The sequence below is a fragment of the Streptomyces sp. NPDC087428 genome, assembly GCF_044744085.1.
Taxonomy (GTDB): domain Bacteria; phylum Actinomycetota; class Actinomycetes; order Streptomycetales; family Streptomycetaceae; genus Streptomyces.
The window spans coordinates 192,564-211,588 of sequence record NZ_JBIUXR010000004.1; the positions used below are offsets into that span (position 1 = coordinate 192,564).

Here is a 19,025-nt window from a genome sequence, read left to right on the forward strand (position 1 = left end):
CCCGAGCGGCGGTCGGGCCCCACGGGACGGGGTTACTGTCCGATCCGGGCGCCCTCGGCGGTCACCCGCACCCCGTCGACGGTGAGTGTCCCGTCGTGGTGCGCGGTGACCTTCGCGGCCATCGCACCCGCGAGGTCGATGCGCTGCCAACTCCCCCCGTCACCCTGCTCGTCGAGCACCGAGCCGGAGGGGATCTGGGTGGCGGCGAGGACGGTACGCCGCTGAGCGCCCGTGAGCTTCGGGTGTGCCGTGCGCAGCAGGTCCTCCGCCCCGGCCGGAACGGCCGGCGGCCGGTGCTCCGCGCCGATGTGCGGGAAGCCGTACGTCATCCGCTGCTTGTACACCTTGAGCGCCTCGGCCGTGGGCAGGTACGGCTTCGCGCCGTGGGCACACCGGGTGAGCGAAGCGCCCGCACCGGCCTCGCGGCATTTCTGCACGAGGACTGCCTCCAGCTCCGCCTTGGCCTGCTCCAGGAGGCCGCGGAACCCGGGGTCGGACCATCGCAGCTGGGCGGTCTGCTCGCCGACGATCCGGCCGCCCATGATGTCGGTCGGATAGTGGAAGGCCAGCAGGATGCGGTTGTTGCCGTACTCGGAGGCGCGCGCCAGGATCTGCGGTGCCAGTTCGGGCAGCAGGGTGGCGAGGACGACGCCCTGCGCGTAGCCGTGGCTGGTGTGCCCGCTCGGGAAGGAGCCGTCTCCCGCGAGACCGCCGTAGCCGGCGGCGCTGTCCCACGGCTCGATGAGCCCTTCCTCGTCGGTGAATCCCATGCGGACGAAGGGGCGCTTGTACCGGTAGTTGTTCTTGGCGGTCTGGTACCAGTCGGCCGGGGAGTCCGGGGTGTGTTCGACGCGTCCGGACAACAGCGCCTGGGTCTTGGGGAGTTCGCCGCTCTTCAGCGCCTGCTCGTAGAGCCGGCCGAGGGTGGTGCCCAGTCCGTCCGCCATGGTTCGGTACGGGCTGTTCGCACCGTCCACAAGCGCCTTGTGCACTTGCGGATCGGTGGGCCCGGAGGGGCCGTTGTTGATGTCGACGACGGTCCGGTCGTTGAGCGCGGCCAGTTCCTCGTACGTCGTTCCCTTCGGCAGTGCCTCGTTGGCTCCCATGACCGACGGGGTGTTCCGTGCTGCGTCGAACGAGCGCAGCAGCCAGGTGAAGTAGTCACCGCCGCCGGGCGCTGTGGGCTGGGTGTCGGAGGCGTAGGAGGTGCCCAGTTGCTCATCGGTGAAGGGCAGGGAGCCGGCGGTCTGTGTGAGCGAGCCGAGCCCGAGGTAGACGTCGGAGCTGGTGCTGTTGCACTGGTGTACCTCGACGGCCAGGGTGTTGGTGCCCACGCGCAGGGCCGAGGCCGGCACGCCGAAGCGTGCGGTGGCCGGGTCGCCCTCGCCGGTGGTGCCGTCCGGGGTCTCGTACTGGAGGTTCTTCTCGATCTTTCCGTCGCCGTGGCCGGCGATGCGACGGCCGTTGAGGTAGACGGTCACGGTGTCGTCGTAGACAACCGTTCCGAGGAGTCCGGTGATCGCGTCGAGGGAGGTGCGGTCCATCGAGAAGGACGTCCGGAAGAAGTACGCCTCGACGCTGTCCCCCGCGTCCTTGCGGAGCCTCAGCTTAGTGCGGACGGGAAAGCCGGCCCCGAGGTCGGTGCCGTCGTTCTTCGCACCGAAGGGACCGGCGGCCGTCTTCCAGGGAACGTCGCCGGCGTCGAAGCCGGTCCTGGTCCATGCCGTGCGGTCCTCGTCCCCGCGCGCCGGATCGACGCCGGGGGTGTCGAGGTAGCTCCAGGAGGTCGAGGGGCCGACGACGGCTTTGCCGATGCTGAGATCGTCGATCCAGCCCGTGGGCTCGGCACCGGATCTGGCGTGTGCGTCCTCGTAGCGCAGCCGGATCTCACTGACGCGCTTGCCTGCGAGCGCGCCGAGGTCGGCCGATACGGTGTTCCACTCCCCCGGGACGGGTGCCCTGCTCCCCGTCCTCACCGCGCGGGTGCGGGGGTGCCGGCCGTCCGGGTCGGTGTAGACGACGTCGAGTGCGACGTGGGCGGAGGCGGCGTCGTCCGGGCGGATCGCGTAGCTCAGCCTCGACTTGCGCACGAGTGGGACATCGAGGCCGGAGCGCAGGACCACCGTGGAGGAGGCCGGCCCGGGGGCGAGGACGCGGCCCGCGTACCGCAGCGCGGCCGAACCGTCCGCCGCGCCCACGGAGTCGGCGTTCTCGACCCCGACGCCGAGTGCCGAGGCCGGGGAGCCCGCGGAACTGCGCAGGGTCCAGTCGGCGAGCTGGAGCTTCTCGCCGTCACCGGCCGAACCCTGGCACCGGTCGGCGCAGTTGTCGGTGATGCGGAGCTGGTAGTGGCGGTACGCGTGCGAGGTGCCGATCGGGTAGAAGTTGCTCTGCCCGCGGGCGCCGAAGCGCTGCCCCTTCTCCTGGTCCAGGACCTTCCACGAGGAGTCGTCCGCGTCCCTTCCGGCGGAGTCGCTGTCGCTCCCGAGGACGGTCCACGCGGCCGGGTCGCGCGGCGGTGCGTCGTTCGCGGAGGTGAGCGAGTAGCCGGTGACGGCCGCCGGAGTGCGCAGGGCGTAGAGCGCGTACACGGGCTCTTCCCCGGTCGGCCGGCCGCTGTCACGTGCGTACCACTTGGTGTCCGGGTCCTGGTCGGCGAGGTTGCCGACGCCTTCCTGCGCGCTCGTGTCGTTGGGGTGATCGGAGTGCACGTCGCGCACGGTGGTGGTGATCCGGGTGGTCTCGCCGCGCAGGTTCCGCGCCGCCCCCTGAGCCGGGAACCCGGCGGGCCGGGGCGTCCCGGGCTCGTAGGACGTGGCCCAGTACCCGCCCACCTCGGACGCCGCGCCTGCCTTGTCCGCCGCGTCGGCCGAGGCAGCCGAGGAGGCCCCCGCGACGAGCGACCCTGCCACGAGCACTGCTACGACAGCACCGGTCCCCGCACCTCGCCCACGTCTTCTGAACACCCGCACGGCTCGCCTCTTCTCTGTAGACAACGTTGTCAGCACAGGCGAGCCTGAGGGCTCGATAGGAGACATGTCAACGCTCAGGAGACTGTGTGTCTCGTTCGCACCGCTGGAGTTGAACAGGACGGGAACGGGTGCCCGCAACAACCGGTCAGGGGGCGGCGGCTGCCGAATCGGCCTCCGCCGCCAACTGCCCGGAAGCCTTGCCTGCCGTGGTGAGGGCGTGACGGCTGGACCAGGTCAGGGCTGCCGTCGCGGTCAGGACGAGGAGCGGGACGGCGAATCCGGCTCGTGTGCCGCCCGGACCGTCGACGAGTCGGCCGACCGCTGCGGCAAAGACGGCGATGCCCGCCCAAGAAGAGGCCCAGGGCCAGGTTGACGGCCAGCAGAGTGAGGAAGTTCCAGGTCCACAGAATTCCCGGGCCCCCGGCCGCACGCTCCGGCAAGGGCGTCGTGGGCGCCGGGGCCGTACGGCGCGGAGTCGCGAAAGCAAGTCCGGCGCCGACGACGAGCGCCCCCGCCGGCACCGTGCCCGCGGCCGAGGGCGGGACCGAGGAGAAAGGCGGCATCGTTGCTGATGGTTCGAGAGTTCGAGCCTGAACAGCGGGTCAGGCAGAGAACGACACTGGTGGCGACGCCGGGCGGAGAGAAGACCTCCCGGACGGAGGATGCGCCCGGGGCCGGGAGCCGCAGCCGGGCGCGTGGTCGAACCACGACGAGCCGTTTGGGTTACACGTCCTGGTGGCTCCACCGTGATAGCCCTGGAACAAACCCGTGAGGGTGAGAACGAGGGCCGCACGTCCTCCAGGCCATGCTCCTGACGGAGAATCACCCGTAGGGCCATCGAGCACCGCAGAGAGGGTTCATGATGCGTACCACCCGGAAGATCGCCGTCGCCATCGCCGCCACAGCACTGTTGGGCGCTTCGGGTGGGGAAGTGGCGCAGGCCGCGTCCGTGAAGGCCGCCGGCACCGCACCCTCCGCATGCCGTCCGGCCAACCACCTCGCGAAGATCACCAAGGCGCCCAGCAGCGCGGGACACCGCCACTACCGCGTCACCCTGACCGCGCCGCGCGGGTACGACCCGTGCCGGCTGGCCGGTTCGCCCACCGGTGTGCGGTTCTCGAACCACGGCTCGGAGGACAGGATCACCGCCGGCCGTTACGGCAGCCAGCGGACCGCGGTGACCTTCGGCCCGGGGCACCCGGTGCACTTCGACATCCAGGTTCCCGACAACGGGCGCGGCGTCGCCGCGGACGAGGCGTCCTTCACGCTCCGCGCCCCGGACGGGGAGATCCCGGGCACGTCCGTCGCCGAAGGCAAGCTCACGGTGGCCACCGGCACCCTGGTCGGTCCGGTCCGGCGCGGCGCCTGAGCGCCTTCGCCCACCTTCCGGTTCCGGGGCCCGTCTCCTCTCCGAAATCCCGTCCGCCCGCTCCCCGTCCTCTGGCAAACCAGTTCTTCGCGGCGTCCGTTCCGGCGGGCGCCGCTTTGCTGCGCCCGCCGGAACGGGAGCGCCGCCACGGGGCGCGGCACGCGAGACCGGTACGCGTTGGCATCGGCCGCACACATCACACCATCGGAGGACGCATCCGGATTCGCCGACTCGGTCCTCGGTCCGTCGGTAGCGTCGGGGTGAGTAGCGGGGGGCGGCTCCGAGCCGCATTCGTCGCGCGGCCCTGGAGGGAGGGCACTCGCACAACGCGTGGCCCGGCAAGCCCGATGGTCTGCCCTGAGCGCGGAGGGAGTGTCCTCCGGCCGGGCCGTCGCCCCCGCACCCGTGGCGATCATTCGCACGCTCACCGCAAGCCCGTCGAACCTGGCCTCCCACCCGGACGGCCACCGCCCGAGGAGGCAGCACGTGAGGAAGTACTTACGCCGAGTCCGGATGGTCGAGCCGGCCGTCTCCGCGCCCGAGCAGGAGTTGTTCGGCGGCCCCCTGCGCTACGACATGGGCTTCGCCGAGCACGAGCACGCCAGGCTGGATCTGACGATGGTCTCGGCGATCCGGGCCATGCCGCGGCTGGTCGGCAGCACACTGCGCCGGGCGTGGGCGGCCGACCGGCCGGCGCTGCTCGTCGTCGGCCTCAGCGAGATCGGGCAGGGCATCGCGGCGGCCGTGGGGCTTCTGGCCATCAACTCCGTGATGCATGCCCTGCTGGGCAGCGGGGAACCCGTCGACCGGCTGCACGTTGCGGTGCCGGCGCTGGTCGTCGGTGCGGTGGTCGCCGTGGTCAACGCGGGTCTCGCCGGCCTGTCCACGTCACGGGCCGGCCGTCTGGAGCCGCTGGTCGAGAGGACCGCGACGACGGAGTACCTGGCCGCGGCCACGGTGGTCGAGCTGGAGGCGATCGAGGATCCGGAGTTTCGCCGCCTGATCGATGTGGCCCAGTACGGGGCCGCCTCCGCCCGGCGCATGATCGGCGCCTGCGTGGCCGCGCTCAACGGCACGATCTCCTTGATCGCGACGGCGAGCATCCTGACCGTCCTGCACCCGGCGCTGCTTCCGATGCTGCTGCTGATCGCGGCCCCGCGGGGCTGGGGTGCGATGCGCGTGGCGCAGGAGCGGTACGTGTCGGTGATGACATGGGTCGAACACGTGCGGGCCAGCCGTCTGATCGGGAACCTGCTGACCGAGCGCAGCGCGGCGCAGGAGGTGCGGATCCACGCCGTCGGTGCGTTCCTGCTGGACCGGTACCGCGGCATGGCGGAGAGCGCGGAGGCCGAGCAGAAGCGGCTCGCGAACGGCAAGGCGATCACCGAACTCGTGGCTGCCGCACTGTCCGGCCTGGCGATGGCCGGTACGTACGGGGTGATGCTCTGGCTGATCATGGCCGGCCACATGGGCCTGGCCGTCGCCGGGACCGCGGTGATCGCCGTGCGGTCCGGGTCGGCGAGTCTGGGGGCTCTGGTCATGAACATCAACCAGTTGCACGAGGAGAGCCTCTATGTGCGGGACCACGACAGGTTCCTGTCAGAGGCCGCGCAACGAGCCATCCCCGACGGCGGGCAGCACCTCCCGGAGCGGGTGGGCCGTGTCGTGCTCAATGACGTCACCTACCGCTACCCGGACCGTGAAGCCCCCGCGTTGGACGGGGTCTCGATCACGCTTCCCATGGGGTCGGTGACCGCGGTCGTGGGCGAGAACGGTTCGGGCAAGAGCACTCTGATGAAGGTTCTCGCCGGCCTGCTGCTGCCCCAGGACGGCACGGTGTACTGGGGCACGCACGAGCTCTCCGGCCTCGACCGCTCGCGGCTGTTCGACCGGGTGGCCTTGCTGACCCAGGATTTCCAGCGCTGGCCGGTCACCGCCGCCCTCAACATCCGCATCGGCCGCCCCGACCGGCATGCCGAGCACGAGGAACTCCAGCCCTCCGTCGACTACGCCGGCGCGGCCCCCGTCATCGCGAAACTCCCTCACGGCCTGAGCAGTCTGCTGGCCCGTGTGTTCCGGGGGGCCAGTGAACTCTCCGGCGGCGAATGGCAGAAGATCGGTCTGGCCCGCACCCACTGGCGTACAGAAACCTGTCCGGCGGACAGTGTGCTGATCGTCGACGAACCCACCTCGGCCCTCGATCCGGAAGCCGAGATCGCCGCCTTCGACGCCATCCGCCGGCTTGCGGCGCCGCACCGCGCCGTCGTGCTCGTCACCCATCGCATGTCCGGCGTCCGCCACGCCGACACCATCTACGTCCTCAACCGGGGCCGCCTCACCGAACACGGCAGCCACGACGAACTCATGGCTGCTCAGGGGCGCTACGCCGCCATGTTCGCCACTCAGGCGGCCCAGTACGCGGCGCAGCCCCGTGCCGCCGTTCCGCACCCCGGTACACCGCCCGTCCCGGAACGCGCATGACCCCGGGCGCCTGCGCGCCTGCCACCGCCCGGGACCACGCCCACGAACTCACCTGACACCCCCGAGGAGCCCATGATGGAACCGGAACAGGCGAACACCGCAGCATGGGAGAGGTACGGAGCCCACCACATCGACCGGCGGGCTCCCCTCCCCGTACGCCGACGCGTCCCCGACTCCTCGCGGCCACGCGCCTCCCGGCCTCCCGTGGCGCACACCGCCGCCGATGCCGCTTCCCTTGCGGGGCACAGCACGGCCGTCCTGCTCGTCAACAGCGCCGGTCAGTACCTCCTGCATCTACGGGACGCGCACAAACCGATCTGCGACCCGGGCACCTGGTCCCTGGTCGGAGGCGGCCCCGAGGGGGCGGAGTCGCTCGACGAGGCCGTCGTCCGTGAGATTCGCGAGGAGACGGGACTGGTCATCCCCGGTCTGGTGCCCTTCGCACGTACCCGAGCGACCGGGCCGCACGTCTCCGAAGGGCACATTCAGGTCTATGTCGGACAGTGGGACGGTGACGCCGAGGCCCTGCCCGTCACCGAGGGCATCATGTTCCGTTGGTTCGACGTGGAGACGATGGAGCAGCTGACCATGTGCGCCTGGGCACACCGCATGATCCTCGCCCACCACAGAGCCGAGCGGGCCGCGCTGCCACCTCGGAATCCCGTCATCGTTCAGAAGGATCAGAGCCCTTGACCGCGAACCATGTTCATGAGGAACCCCGCATTCTCGCCAAGGGCGTCCAGCCGCAGGCGGGGCACGGCCGCCAGAGTGTGAGCCCGGTGTGGATGCCCGCCGAGCAGTACGCCGAGACGGTACTGAAAGCGACAGCGTTCGCGTGCCTGCTCTTCACCGACGAGCACGACAACCCGCTGCAGCTGAGGGCGGTGTACTCCAGGACCCATCCTTGGCAGTTGGTCGGCGGGACCATGGATCCGGGCGAGCGGCCGTGGGAGACGGCCCTGAGGGAGTGCCGCGAAGAGACCGGGATCGCCTTCGAGGGTCCCACGAAGCTCCTTGCCTCCATTTTCGGCCAGCCGGGAAAGGAATGGCCCTACGCCACGATCGGCTTCGTCTTCGAGGGCGGCCGGCTGACTTCCGACCAGATCCGGTCCGTGGTCCTGGACCCGGCCGAACACGACGACGCGCGTGTCCTGCCCCTTCCTGAATGGCAGCCGCTCATGCCACGGCGTGACTTCGCCCGCCTGGAGGCCGTCATGGAGGCTCGTCGTACGGGCACGGCGGCCTTCTTCGATTCATGGGACTGGGAAGACCAGTGAGCAACCGGCCGGGCGTCTCAGCCGACACACCCGTGGCCACCGCGGTCGCGGACCGGTTCGACCGGATCACTTGGGTGCGGCGCCCGGTCGTGCGTGTGGGCATGGGCTGCCGAAGCTGAGCACATCCGTATTTCCGGGGAGAAGTCCACCCTGTGGGATACCCCGTTGTGAGGGCCGGCAGCAACGGCCATAGGGTCCTAGCATGTCTCTACGTATGCGAATGCGCCAGGCCCTCCCGGATGCGATGCGTGCCCGCGACAAGGTCGCGGTGAGTGCTCTGCGCGCGACGCTCTCGGCGCTGGACAACGCGGAGGCGGTGCCCGTGGGCGAAGCCGGGACGCGGGGTCTGTCCATCGAGGAGTCACCGGTCGGCGTCGGTGTCACCGAGGCAGTGCGACGCGAGCTGAGCGAGCGCGACGTGACGGACATCGTGCGAGCCGAGGCGACGGAACGACTGGACGTCGCAGCGCAGTTGAAGGCGCCCGCTCACGCGGACCGGGTCGCGCGCCTGCGTGCGGAGGCCGCTGTGCTGCATGGCTTCCTCGACGGCCACGACACCCCGGATCAGCCGTAACGCGCCCGCATCCCGGACACCGGTCCCTGGCCGAGCAGTTGGCGACCCGCCCGAGCCTGACGGTTCCCGGCCTCTCTCCCCCACGCCCGGTTCTCAGCCGTGGCGGCGGGGTCGAGTCAACTTCGCACCACCCGTGACCAGCGAACGCACCCGCGCACCTCCGCTAGCATGTTCGAACTCACGACGAGCGCCCTCATCGCCCGTCATTCACCGGAAAACCGGTCTTTCCGGCATGAAAAGTGACTTAGTCCACCAACGTCTAGTAAATCGGCCAAACAATTGATACCTATAGCATCGCGGGTGTTTTCGCGAATAACCAGCAGAATCACGTTCGCCGCGTGGCGTCAGCCGAGGACAATACTGTGGGCCGCGGCGGGTGTGGTGACCCTCGGATTCCTGATCGCTCTGGAAATCGCCGCGCGTCACTACGGCCTGCCGGGGCCGATCACCACCCAGGTGCAAGAGGTAATAGTCGCCCCCCAGTCGGGCTTCCTGCTCTACGCCAGCATGGCGTTGATGATGGTGGTGCTCACCTGGCGGCAACGGTTCATCGCGGTCGGTGTCGCGGCCGGAATCGACGTCGCCATTCTGCTGGTGCGATGGGCGCTCGACGCCGAGGTGACCCACGGCCACCCCTTCGGCAATGGCGCGTTGTGGGTGATTCTGGGCTACGGGGTCATCGCCGTCACACGCCGCACGGGCGCGGAACGCATCCTGCTGCTGAAGGGCGTCGGGCTGGGCCTGCTTCTGGTGGCCGGCCGCAAGACCGGTGACACCTGGCTGCTCATCACGTCGAAGACCCGCCCGGAAGTGCTCGACCAGTACGTGGCAACCGCCGATCACGCGCTGGGCAACCCGTCGTGGCTGGTGGGCCGGATGGTCACGGCCACCGGCCCGATCGGGGCCCACTTCCTCGACTCCGTCTACACCCAGCTCGCGGTGGCCGCGGTCTTCGTCGCGCTGTACCAGCTGCGCAACGTGGCGGCCGACCGCCGCTTCCCTGGCCACCACCTGGTGCGCACCTTCCTGGTCATCGGCCTCCTGGGACCGGGCATCTACGTGCTCTTCCCGGTGGTCGGGCCGATCTTCGCCTACGGCGCCGACGGCGGACACTGGGCGGTGTCCAACCTGTGGCCGAACACGACGCCGCCGGTCATCGCCCCGCACCACATGTCGTTCGACGAGATCACACCGCGCAACTGCATGCCCAGCCTGCACACGGCATGGGCGACCGCCATCTTCATCCATTCCCGCAAGGGTCCTCGCTTCCTCCAATTCGCGGGCGCTTTCTGGCTGATCGCCACACTCGCCGCGACCCTGGGCTTCGGCTATCACTACGGCGCGGACATCATCGCCGGCGTGGTGTTCACGCTCACGATCGAGGCGGCCCTGCGCGCGCTCGACCGCGGCTGGGACCGGTCGGGAATCCAGCTCGTCGCCTACGGGGCGACCGTCTTCGCCGCACTCCTGGTCTCGTACCGCTATCTGTCGATGCAGATGGCCGGCCATCCGTGGGTGTTCGGTCCGCTCCTCGTTCTGGCGATGGCCTCGGTGATCCACGGCTACGTACGGACCACCGAACGGTGGGAACCGAAGACCGCTCCGGTACGGCAACCGGAACCGCTGCCAGAACCGGTTTGAGTCATGCCGCCTCAGCAGGAGGCGGCAAGTGCCCGGTGACCCCCGCCCCTGGGCGGGGCGGGGGTCACCGGGCACCGGCCACGCACGTCCGTCAGGCCACGCCCGTGGCGGTCGTACGGACGGCGGGGGCGACCGGGACGCCGTCCCCGCGTGCCGAGGAGAGGGCGGCCTCGACCACCGCGACGGCCGCGTGCATATCGGCCGCCGTCACCAGCGGAGTGCGCCCGTAGCGGATGTCGTCGCAGAACTCGGTGAACAGCAGCCGCAGCGCCGTCACCCCGGCGGGCCCGCCGATCTGCCGGGAGGCGCTGACGCCGTCCGCCCCGCGCACGGCGACCGAGGGAGCGTCCTCGTCGGCGAGTACGTGACCGTGCGAGCCGAGGACGCGCAGGGTGGACGAGACGGGAGCCGGGCCGATGCCGGCGGGGGTGCGGGCCACGGTGGCCGTGGCCACCACTCCGTTGCCCAGCCGGAGCGAGAGGACCGCCGCGTCCTCGACCCCGTAGGTACCGTGCGGGCCGTCGAAGAGCGGCGTTCGGGGCGCCGCGCTGCTGAACGCGACGACCTCCTCCACCTCCAGGCCGGTCAGATGCCGGATCGCCAGAGCCGGATACCACCCGAAGTTCATCAGTTCGCCGCCGCCGGACAGGGCGGGGTCGCAGACCAGTTCGGGGCGCTCAACAGTCGCTCCGTCGAGCCCGCCCGCCGCGAGCCACTCCGCGTCGACGGCCAGGGGCAGACCGATCGCACCGGAGTCCACGATGCGCCGGGCGCGAGCGATCTGCGGGGAGTAGAGGCGGTGCACGGCGCTGAGCAGCCCGCGTGATCGGTCGGCGGCGTCCCACAGGCGCTGCGCGCCTCGGGTGTCGGTCGCGGCGGGCTTGTCGACGAGTACGTGCCGGTCCGCTTCGAGCGCTCTCACCGCGAGGTCGACGTGGCGGGTGGGTTCGCTGCACACGAGGGCGATGTCGCAGGAGGCGAGACCCTCGTCCAGGTCGAGCAGCGGGATGTCCGTCGCGCCCGCGAGGGCGGCGCTGTCCTCGGCGAAGGGGCTGTCGGCGGTGTCCGCGCAACCGATGACCTCGATGCCGGGCAGGGACCTCAGCAGGGGTACGTAGTCACGGGCGTGCCGGACCCCGGATGCGATGAGAATTCGCATGTCAGCAGATCTCCTTCACGTCGACGGGGCGGCCTTCGTCCGCGCTGAGCTGCGCTGCCAGCGCGGCGGCGAGGGCCGCGCGGATGTGGTGAGGTGCGGTCAGCGGGGCCGCGACACCGTCGAGCACATCGCGCAGGTGTCTGGTCTGCTCGGTCATCGCACCCTCGATCGACGCGGGTGCGACGGGCGACGCGGAGTGCGCTCGCGGCTCGTCCTCGCTGCTGTGGTGCAGGGTGCCGGCCGTGCCGGAGAGCATGAGCCGGCGGACGAACGTGCCGCGTGCGACGAGGGCGTAGCACAGCTCGATGGTGGCGAGAGCGCCGCCGGCGAAGCGTACGAGGATCTGGAAACTGTCGGGGGTCGGCATCCCGGATGCCCACGTACGGCACGGGCGGGCGAACACCCGGACCGGTTCGTCGTCCATGAGCCAGGTCAGCAGGTCGAGGGCGTGCACGCCGTTGTGGGCGACATGGCCTCCGGAGCGGGACGGGTCCAGTTGCCAGCCCCGCCAGCCGCCGGGCCAGACGTGCCCGGTGTACCAGGTGAGGTGCGCCAGCCGGGGCGTGCCGATCGCGCCTTCGGCGACCGCTCGGGCGATTTCGAGGTGGACGGGCTGGAAGCGAGCCGTCTGGGCCACCAGCAGGGGCCGGCCGGCCGTCTTCGCCGCTGCGAGGATCCGGTCGGCGTCGGCCACGTTCAGGGCGGCGGGCTTCTCCAGCAGGACCGCCCGGCCGGCTTCGAGAGCGGACACGGACAGTTCGGTGTGCGACTCGGGCGAGGTGCACACGGCGGTGACGTCGATGCTGTCGGACCACGCGGTCGCCGGATCGGTGGACCATGTGGCGCCCTCGGCGAGCGCGGCCAGCGCGGCGGCCCGTTCGGGATGCCGGTCGACGACGTGGGTCAGCCGCATTCCCGGAACGGCCGCGATCGCGGTGGCATGGTCGCGGGCGATGGCGCCCGCACCGATGACAGCCACGCGGTGGTCGCCTCCCGGCTGTCCGGGATCACGCGACCTCTTCTCTCCGGGCACTGGGGCGTGGCTCATCCGCGACTCCTCACTCGACGACAACCTCAAACATCAGACATCTTACGTCTGATGTTTGAGGGATGGCGGAGAGGTCCGCCGACCGGATACGCCGCAGGGCGCTCAGCGGGCCTCCGGCCGCAGTAATTCCTGCCGAACCACCAGTAAGTCGGAAGACATCGTTGAGTCATCAACTCCCCTCCTCTAATGTCTCGTTCATCGACCGGCCGCCCTCGGTCGGGAGTGCGCCACATGGAGCCCAGCCGCCTCGAGGGGTGGCCCGGAGAAGGGAGATCCACCATGGTCAAGCACTACGTCAAGTACGCCTTCAGCACGCTCACAGCGGCGATGTTCGCCAGCATGGTCTGACGGATCAGCCCCGGCCTGGACCGGGAGTTCAGTCCCGGTCCAGGCGTCTGGAGGCTCCCTTGTTCGGAACCGCGCTCAGCCAGCTCCGGTACGGCGCGGCGATCCTGCGCAACCGCCGCATCCGCCCGCAGGACCTGGAGCGCATCGCCCGGGACCTGGTCGCGACGCTCGCGGAGTTCGGCGAGCCGGGCGCGGACTCGGCCCTGCTGCCCGGTCAGGCCGGGGCCGTCGATCCCGCCGTACGGCGGACCGTGACCGAGCGCAGCCTGCGGGCGACGGCGCGGGCCGCCGCCCGGCACACGGCGTACTACCGCCGGACGTTCGACAGCCTGGGCCTCGACCCCGGCACCCTCACACCGGACAACTGGGACCAGGTGCCGGTCACCCCGAAGGCGGCCCTGCGCGGCCTGCCGGCGGCCTTCGTGTCCGCCGTCTCCGCTCCCGCGCTGATGGCGCTCACCACGGGGACGAGCGGCACCCCCACCACCGTCTGGTACTCCCGGGCCGAGGTGGAGATCGCGGTGGCCATGAGCACGGTCTCGGCCGTGCTCGCCCTGGGCCTGCGCCCCCGCCACACGGTGGCGTACGCGGGGTGCTCGCGGGCGACCCTGCCGTTGCTCAACGTGGAGGAGTCGGTGACCCGGATCGGCGCGGCGTTCGTCCAGATCGGCACCGTGGATCCCGCGGTGGCACTGGACCGGCTCGCGACCCCGCTCGGGCTGCGCGGAAAGGACCCGCAGATCACCCACCTGACGGTCTCCGCGTCCTACCTCTCCGCCCTCGTCGAGGAGGCCGAGCGGGGCGGCTGGAAGCCGTCGGACTTCGGCCTGGAGTCCATCGGCGTCGGGGGTGAAGTGCTGTCGGATCCGCTGAGGGAGCGGGCGTCGGCGGCCCTGGGAGCCAGAATCTCCACCTCGTACATGATGACCGAGACCGTGCCGTCGGGCGGTACGGCGTGCGCCGAGGGACATCTGCACCACACCACCGAGTTCGGGCATCTGGAGATACTCGACCCCGTGACCCACGCGCCGACGCGGCCGGGCGCCGTCGGCATCATCGTCCAGACCCCGTACGTCCCCTACCGGGACTGCACCCTGCTGTTGCGGTACGCGACCGGCGACCTGGTCCGGCTCCCCGAGGGCCCGACGGCGTGCGAACTGGCCCACCTGCCCGCGACCTCGCCGGTGCTCGGCCGCTGGACGGGCCCGCTGAGCGGCGCGATCCCCACCTGGTCGGTCCTGAACCTGCTGGAGGCGGAACCGGACATCCCGCTGCCCGCGCGCTACGCCCTGGTGGACGGGCCCCCGGGCCCGCGCCTCCATGTCCTGGTCCGCGGGCTGCCCGCCGCCGGTCTGCTCGGCAGGCTGGAGGAGCGCGCCACCGCTGCGGGCCTGGCACTGGACGCGATCGTGCTCCACGACGACCCGGCCTCGATGCCGCCCACCGGCCCGGTACGCGCCGATCTGCGGGAGCACACCTTCGAGCCGGCCCACCCCGCCCCGGTACGCGTCGTGAGTCCGGCGTGAGCGCCGCCGCCCTGGTGGGCCTCAACGCGTGCGTCGCCGCGGTCACGGCGGCGGGCGCCGCCTACTTCGGCCGGGTCCGGATGCCCCGTCCTCCGGTCGGCCGCTACGAACTGCCCGATGTCGCCGTGGTGTCCGCCGTGGTCGTGGCGGCTCCCCTGGTCTATCTGGAACTGCCTCGGGCCGCGGTGGCGGTCGTCTTCGGTCTGGTCCTCTGCGCCGCGCTCCAGTTCACCCTCGCGCCCCTGTTCGGCGGGGGCCTGGCGTGGATGGTGGCACTCGGCTCGGTCGCGGCCACCGCCGGATGCGCGTTCGCGGACCGGCCGCTCGCCGTGATGGTCCTCACCGATGTGCTGCTCGCGGTCGCCGTCGTGGGGGTGGCCAACATGTGGGCGCAGAGCGGCATGCGTTCCGCCCACGCCGCGTGGTTCGCGGGGGCGCTCGCCTGCTACGACCTGGTGGCGACGGGGCTCACCTCGGTCATGGACCGGTTCGCCGCCCAGGTCATGGGGCTGCCGTTCGCTCCGCTGCTGGCCGTCACACGGGGTGATCCGCCCGTGGCGCTGGGACTGGGCGACCTGCTGCTCCTGGTGCTCTTCCCGCTGGTGGCGTTCAAGGCCTTCGGGCGGGCCGCAGGTCTCCTCGCGGCCGGGATCGGGCTGGCGGTGTCCGCCGCGGTCAGTCTGCTGTTCGCCCTCGGGGCGCTGACCGGGGCGTTCCCACTCCTGACGGCACTCGGCCCGCTGATCGTGGTCCAGCACGTGCTGTGGGTGCGGGTACGGGGAACCGAACGGACCGTGGCCGAGTGGCGCCGGAAAGCATCCCAGGCGGCCGCGGCCCCGACGGACCCCGACCCGGCCTTGCTCAAGGCCCTCGAACCCGCCGATACGGAGGGGTTGCGGGCCGGCCTGCCCGATGGCGGCTGGCTCGCGGTCCTCGACGGCCGAGTGGTGGGAACCGGGGCGTCTCCCGGCCGGGCACGCGCGGACGCGGGGCTCCGCGGCTGCGCGTCGGTGCCTGTGGTGCGGCAGGACTGAAAGCGCCGGCCTCGCGTTCCCGACCGGTGAGCCGCGTCGTCGGTGCCGCGAACGGGGGACGGCAGCCGGTTCCGTACTCTTGAGACATGCGCATGCGCCCCACTCTGAGCTGGGCCCCCACCGAGGACCTGCCGCCCGCCACCACGGATCTGGAGCCGATCACCGATGCCCTGAGCACCGGCGGCGTGCTGGTGCTCAGCGGGGCGGGTATCTCCACCGAGTCGGGCATCCCCGACTACCGGGGCGAGGGCGGGAGCCTGAGCCGGCACACTCCGATGACGTACCAGGACTTCACGGCAAGCGCCCAGGCGCGGCGCCGGTACTGGGCGCGCAGCCACCTCGGCTGGCGCACCTTCGGCCGTGCCCGCCCCAACGCCGGGCACCGGGCCGTGGCCGCGTTCGGACGGCAGGGCATGCTCGCGGGGGTGATCACGCAGAACGTCGACGGCCTGCACCAGGCCGCCGGCAGCGCGGACGTCGTGGAACTCCACGGAAGCCTGGACCGGGTCGTCTGTCTCTCCTGCCGCACCTTCACCTCGCGCCACGAACTGGCGCGGCGGCTGGAGGAGGCCAATACGGGCTTCATGCCAGTGGCTGCCGCGATCAATCCGGATGGTGACGCCGACCTCACCGACGAGCAGATCGGGGACTTCCGTACGGTGGCCTGCACGGTCTGCGACGGCGTCCTCAAACCGGACGTGGTGTTCTTCGGCGAGGCGGTGCCCCCGCAGCGGGTCGAGGACTGCCGCGAACTGGTCCGCGAGGCTTCCTCGCTTCTGGTCCTGGGTTCTTCACTGACGGTGATGTCCGGGCTCCGGTTCGTCCGCCAGGCGGCCCAGGCCGGGAAACCGGTGCTGATCGTCAACCGGGACCCGACCCGCGGCGACCGGCACGCCGTCACCCGTGTCGCGCTCCCACTGGGAACGGCCCTCACCACCGTGGCCGACCACGTGGGTGTCACCGTCGACGATGAGACGGCAGGGCCCGCGTAGAGGGGCCGGTGTTCCCTGCGCGCCGGCATCGGGCCGAGCACGGTCTCCGCGCCGAAGGCGACGTCCGCCGGATACGGCAGCTCTCACGGACGTCGCCTCGCGCCGGGTGGTACGCCGGGTCAGCGGACCTCGGTGACCCGGTGTTCCTTGAGCTTCGCGCAGTTGGAGTTCTCCACCGACGCGTACACGTTGGCGATGTGACCGCCCCAACTCACGCAGTGGCCCTTGCCGTAGACGTAGCTGGGACCCGCGTACGACGTGTAGTTCCCGGAGTCCCCGGCCCAGTCGTCGGTGTCGGAGACGTAGATGTACGTGGCCATGTCCTTGGCCGCCCCCGGGTTGGCACGGATGGTCGCGACGCAGTTCTTGCCGTTCGCGGAGTTGTACGTCAGGTAGACGGTGCCCAGCGAGCCGACGGGCACGGAGTTCACCGTCTTGTAGGAACCACCGCAGACGCCCTGCGGCGTGACGTTGGGCGCGGCAGAGGCGGTCGTGCCGAACGCGGCCGTGGCGCCCAGCATCAGTGTGGCCAGAGCCCCGACAGTCGCGACATTACGCATGCTTCGCATATATCCCCCTTGTGTCCCCGAGAGCGGATTGCTCCCACTTGATGTGACCCTCGAACGGCAAGGATGGTTGTGCCGGGTGCGTACAGAGATGTCAGCCGCTCCCCGTCCCGGACGGGTCGGCGCCCGGGAGTATCCGGTGGAGCTCAACGTGGCGCACCGGGTGGTCCACTCGGCTCACGGGGCAGTACAACTAGGGCGTGTTGCGTAAGTACTGGTCACAACCCATCACCGTGGGCTCCGACCAGCACGGTCGCCTCACTTGCAGGCAGGACGGGCTATTGGCGGTTCAGATTGCGCGTCACTCCGGCGGCAATGGTTGTGGCGAGGATCCAACCTGCTGCGATCAGGACATACGACAGCCACTGGTAAGGGCCGGTCGGAGTGAATGCCTTTTCCTGGCCAAAATCAATGATGGGCAGGAGGAGGTCGAGAGCATAGATGACGGGGTTGAATTCCGGGCCTTTGCCCCGCTCGGCCGCGGGTGGATGGTCCAGTCCGTAGGCGACTGAGCCGAGGAGCAGAAGAGCCAGGAGCCAGGCCACAGCACGAATGGGGCGGAACCCGTAGCCGACAGTGGTGTCCTGGAGGTAGCCCCAGAGTCTTCCGTACCATGGCAGCGTGGTCCGGTGCCGGCGTTGCTTGGCGAGTTGGACCGCACGGGCTTCGGCGTCGTCACCGACGCGGCGGTAAGAGGCAGCGAGTTGCTCGTAGGCGTGCTGTACGAAGCCGTCTTCGTCTCGCTCGAGCAGAGCGAGCCGTTGTGCCGCCGGCAGGCGCGGAGCGAGGGTCTCGTATGTCAGGCCCTCCAGACGTACCGTGACGGGCCAGACTTCGGGCTTGGCGTGGATGATCTTGAAGTTGGCGTAGTGCATTTTGACGTGGCCTGAGATTGGGGCCGCGTCCCAGAGCGAGAACCCTGCTGCCTCACAGCTACTGATGCCCAGTGCGACCCCGCCCGGATTGCGGAGCCGGGCCTCAATGAAGGTGAGCCAGCCGGTGACCTTGGTGGCAGTGAGTCTGACGCGGCCTTCGGCCACGAGGCCGCCCGCGTTGACTCTGGTCCCGACCGTCAGGTGGGCGGCGTTGAGGGCATCACCTCCCGAGTTATCGATGTGGGCGTCTTCGAGATCAAGGGCGCCTTCTATGCGGGCGGCTCCGATGCGGATCTCGCCGTGGGCCACCAGTTGGGGTGCCCAGAGGTCGTTGCCAATGGAGGCATGGCTGAGCTGGAGAACGCACCCGCCGTCGACACCGATACGGGCGCGGTCGAGGAAGATTCCGCCGGAGACTTGTGCGCTGCCCAACTGCACGCTTCCGGGAATACAGCAGCCAGTGAGCCGGAGGTCGTCGTCGACGCGTATGGCGGTGGCCATGAGGGTGGGGAGGAAGGACGCACTGACGTCAAGCTGACGGGTCTGCGCTCCGCGGAAGTCTGGCGGATGCTCGAAGTGACAGAGGTTCAGGCGGATGGGGTGCGATATCTCTGCGTGCTGAAGGTTCAGGAGGCCGGTGATCCGCGCACCAGTGAGGTAGAGGGCGGGCACCTCGCCGGGTTCGGACGGACCACTGAGGAGGAGGGTGCGGATGATCTCGGCGCGAACGGTCCGTTCGGGACCCCAGGCACTGGGTTGTCCGGCGTTCTCGTCCTGGGACTGGCGGAGGTCGATCGGTTCGCCGCGAGGGAATGCCTGACAGAGGCGACGTTCCAGCGAGGTCATTTCCACGATCTCCACCTGCGGGACATTACCCCGTAGGGGCGAGAGCGTAGGCATCTATTGCGAAAGTGGATCTTGGTTGTGAATGATCACGTGCAGTGAATCGTGGTGACCTGACGAACAATCAGTGGGCCTGACTGGAGCCGTTACTGCCGCACGGCATCAAGCCGGGCCGTCCGCCGGTGTGGACCCGGCGGCAGCTGATGGACGGCATACGGTGGCGGACCCGGACTGGTGCACCGTGGCGCGATGTGCCCGAGCGGTACGGCCCGTGGGACGACATCGCACCCGTCTGGGTGGGCGCGACAGCTGTTCGTGAT

Annotated in this window: 14 protein-coding genes and 1 pseudogene; 11 read left to right on the forward strand and 4 right to left on the reverse strand. The window is 70.3% G+C overall.

Annotated features, from left to right (window positions below):
- Positions 1 to 32: 32 nt before the first annotated feature.
- On the reverse strand, positions 33 to 2,918 hold the full coding sequence (locus tag ACIO3R_RS10495; RefSeq protein WP_402105046.1) for a phosphatase PAP2 family protein: 2,886 nt from the start codon (positions 2,916 to 2,918) through the stop codon (positions 33 to 35).
- Between the two features lie 913 nt (positions 2,919 to 3,831).
- On the opposite strand from ACIO3R_RS10495, the gene ACIO3R_RS10500 reads away from it, so the two are divergent.
- The 6 genes from ACIO3R_RS10500 (at position 3,832) to ACIO3R_RS10525 (ending at position 10,314) form a co-directional block, all read left to right on the forward strand.
- Entirely contained in the window at positions 3,832 to 4,341 is a 510-nt protein-coding gene (locus ACIO3R_RS10500) for a DUF4232 domain-containing protein (protein ID WP_385025695.1), read from the forward strand.
- Between the two features lie 513 nt (positions 4,342 to 4,854).
- Positions 4,855 to 6,822, forward strand: a complete 1,968-nt coding sequence (locus ACIO3R_RS10505) for an ATP-binding cassette domain-containing protein (protein WP_402105270.1) — start codon at positions 4,855 to 4,857, stop codon at positions 6,820 to 6,822.
- A gap of 72 nt (positions 6,823 to 6,894) precedes the next feature.
- On the forward strand, positions 6,895 to 7,515 hold the full coding sequence (locus tag ACIO3R_RS10510) for an NUDIX domain-containing protein (RefSeq protein ID WP_385041568.1): 621 nt from the start codon (positions 6,895 to 6,897) through the stop codon (positions 7,513 to 7,515).
- Positions 7,512 to 8,099, forward strand: a complete 588-nt coding sequence (locus ACIO3R_RS10515) for an NUDIX domain-containing protein (RefSeq protein WP_402105047.1) — start codon at positions 7,512 to 7,514, stop codon at positions 8,097 to 8,099. The genes ACIO3R_RS10510 and ACIO3R_RS10515 overlap by 4 nt, the downstream gene beginning before the upstream one ends.
- 244 nt (positions 8,100 to 8,343) lie before the next feature.
- On the forward strand, positions 8,344 to 8,673 hold the full coding sequence (locus ACIO3R_RS10520; protein ID WP_402105272.1) for a hypothetical protein: 330 nt from the start codon (positions 8,344 to 8,346) through the stop codon (positions 8,671 to 8,673).
- 378 nt (positions 8,674 to 9,051) lie between these two features.
- Entirely contained in the window at positions 9,052 to 10,314 is a 1,263-nt protein-coding gene (locus tag ACIO3R_RS10525) for a phosphatase PAP2 family protein (protein WP_385041563.1), read from the forward strand.
- A gap of 91 nt (positions 10,315 to 10,405) precedes the next feature.
- Here ACIO3R_RS10525 and ACIO3R_RS10530 read toward each other — a convergent pair whose 3' ends face one another.
- Both ACIO3R_RS10530 and ACIO3R_RS10535 read right to left on the reverse strand, forming a co-directional pair.
- On the reverse strand, positions 10,406 to 11,473 hold the full coding sequence (locus ACIO3R_RS10530; RefSeq protein WP_385041297.1) for a Gfo/Idh/MocA family protein: 1,068 nt from the start codon (positions 11,471 to 11,473) through the stop codon (positions 10,406 to 10,408).
- Position 11,474: 1 nt separating this feature from the next.
- Positions 11,475 to 12,521 (reverse strand): Gfo/Idh/MocA family protein, encoded by a 1,047-nt coding sequence (locus ACIO3R_RS10535; protein ID WP_402105049.1) that lies wholly within the window; start codon positions 12,519 to 12,521, stop codon positions 11,475 to 11,477.
- 407 nt (positions 12,522 to 12,928) lie between these two features.
- Between ACIO3R_RS10535 and ACIO3R_RS10540 the strand changes: the two genes are divergently transcribed.
- The 3 genes from ACIO3R_RS10540 (at position 12,929) to ACIO3R_RS10550 (ending at position 16,421) form a co-directional block, all read left to right on the forward strand.
- Complete coding sequence (locus ACIO3R_RS10540) at positions 12,929 to 14,395, forward strand: phenylacetate--CoA ligase family protein (RefSeq protein WP_385041292.1); 1,467 nt, start codon at positions 12,929 to 12,931, stop codon at positions 14,393 to 14,395.
- Positions 14,392 to 15,429, forward strand: coding sequence for a hypothetical protein (locus ACIO3R_RS10545; protein ID WP_402105051.1), 1,038 nt, complete (start codon positions 14,392 to 14,394; stop codon positions 15,427 to 15,429). The genes ACIO3R_RS10540 and ACIO3R_RS10545 overlap by 4 nt, the downstream gene beginning before the upstream one ends.
- 86 nt (positions 15,430 to 15,515) lie before the next feature.
- Positions 15,516 to 16,421, forward strand: a complete 906-nt coding sequence (locus tag ACIO3R_RS10550) for an NAD-dependent protein deacetylase (protein ID WP_402105052.1) — start codon at positions 15,516 to 15,518, stop codon at positions 16,419 to 16,421.
- A 119-nt stretch (positions 16,422 to 16,540) separates the two neighbouring features.
- On the opposite strand, the gene ACIO3R_RS10555 is transcribed toward ACIO3R_RS10550, so the two are convergent.
- Complete coding sequence (locus ACIO3R_RS10555; RefSeq protein WP_385041284.1) at positions 16,541 to 16,990, reverse strand: spore-associated protein; 450 nt, start codon at positions 16,988 to 16,990, stop codon at positions 16,541 to 16,543.
- A gap of 618 nt (positions 16,991 to 17,608) precedes the next feature.
- Between ACIO3R_RS10555 and ACIO3R_RS10560 the strand changes: the two genes are divergently transcribed.
- The gene (locus tag ACIO3R_RS10560) at positions 17,609 to 17,680 is read left to right on the forward strand and encodes a hypothetical protein (protein ID WP_402105274.1); all 72 of its coding nucleotides are present in this window, start codon (positions 17,609 to 17,611) and stop codon (positions 17,678 to 17,680) included.
- Positions 17,681 to 18,842: 1,162 nt separating this feature from the next.
- A pseudogene (locus ACIO3R_RS10565) lies at positions 18,843 to 18,980 on the forward strand (transposase); the annotation flags it as partial.
- Between the last annotated feature and the right edge of the window lie 45 nt (positions 18,981 to 19,025).

Coding starts and splice junctions, on each gene's coding strand:
- ACIO3R_RS10555 (WP_385041284.1), bottom strand. CDS start 16,990: ATGCGAAGCATGCGTAATGTCGCGACTGTCGGGGCTCTGGCCACACTG.
- ACIO3R_RS10500 (WP_385025695.1), top strand. CDS start 3,832: ATGATGCGTACCACCCGGAAGATCGCCGTCGCCATCGCCGCCACAGCA.
- ACIO3R_RS10510 (WP_385041568.1), top strand. CDS start 6,895: ATGATGGAACCGGAACAGGCGAACACCGCAGCATGGGAGAGGTACGGA.
- ACIO3R_RS10535 (WP_402105049.1), bottom strand. CDS start 12,521: ATGAGCCACGCCCCAGTGCCCGGAGAGAAGAGGTCGCGTGATCCCGGA.
- ACIO3R_RS10520 (WP_402105272.1), top strand. CDS start 8,344: ATGCGTGCCCGCGACAAGGTCGCGGTGAGTGCTCTGCGCGCGACGCTC.
- ACIO3R_RS10550 (WP_402105052.1), top strand. CDS start 15,516: ATGCGCATGCGCCCCACTCTGAGCTGGGCCCCCACCGAGGACCTGCCG.
- ACIO3R_RS10505 (WP_402105270.1), top strand. CDS start 4,855: ATGGTCGAGCCGGCCGTCTCCGCGCCCGAGCAGGAGTTGTTCGGCGGC.
- ACIO3R_RS10530 (WP_385041297.1), bottom strand. CDS start 11,473: ATGCGAATTCTCATCGCATCCGGGGTCCGGCACGCCCGTGACTACGTA.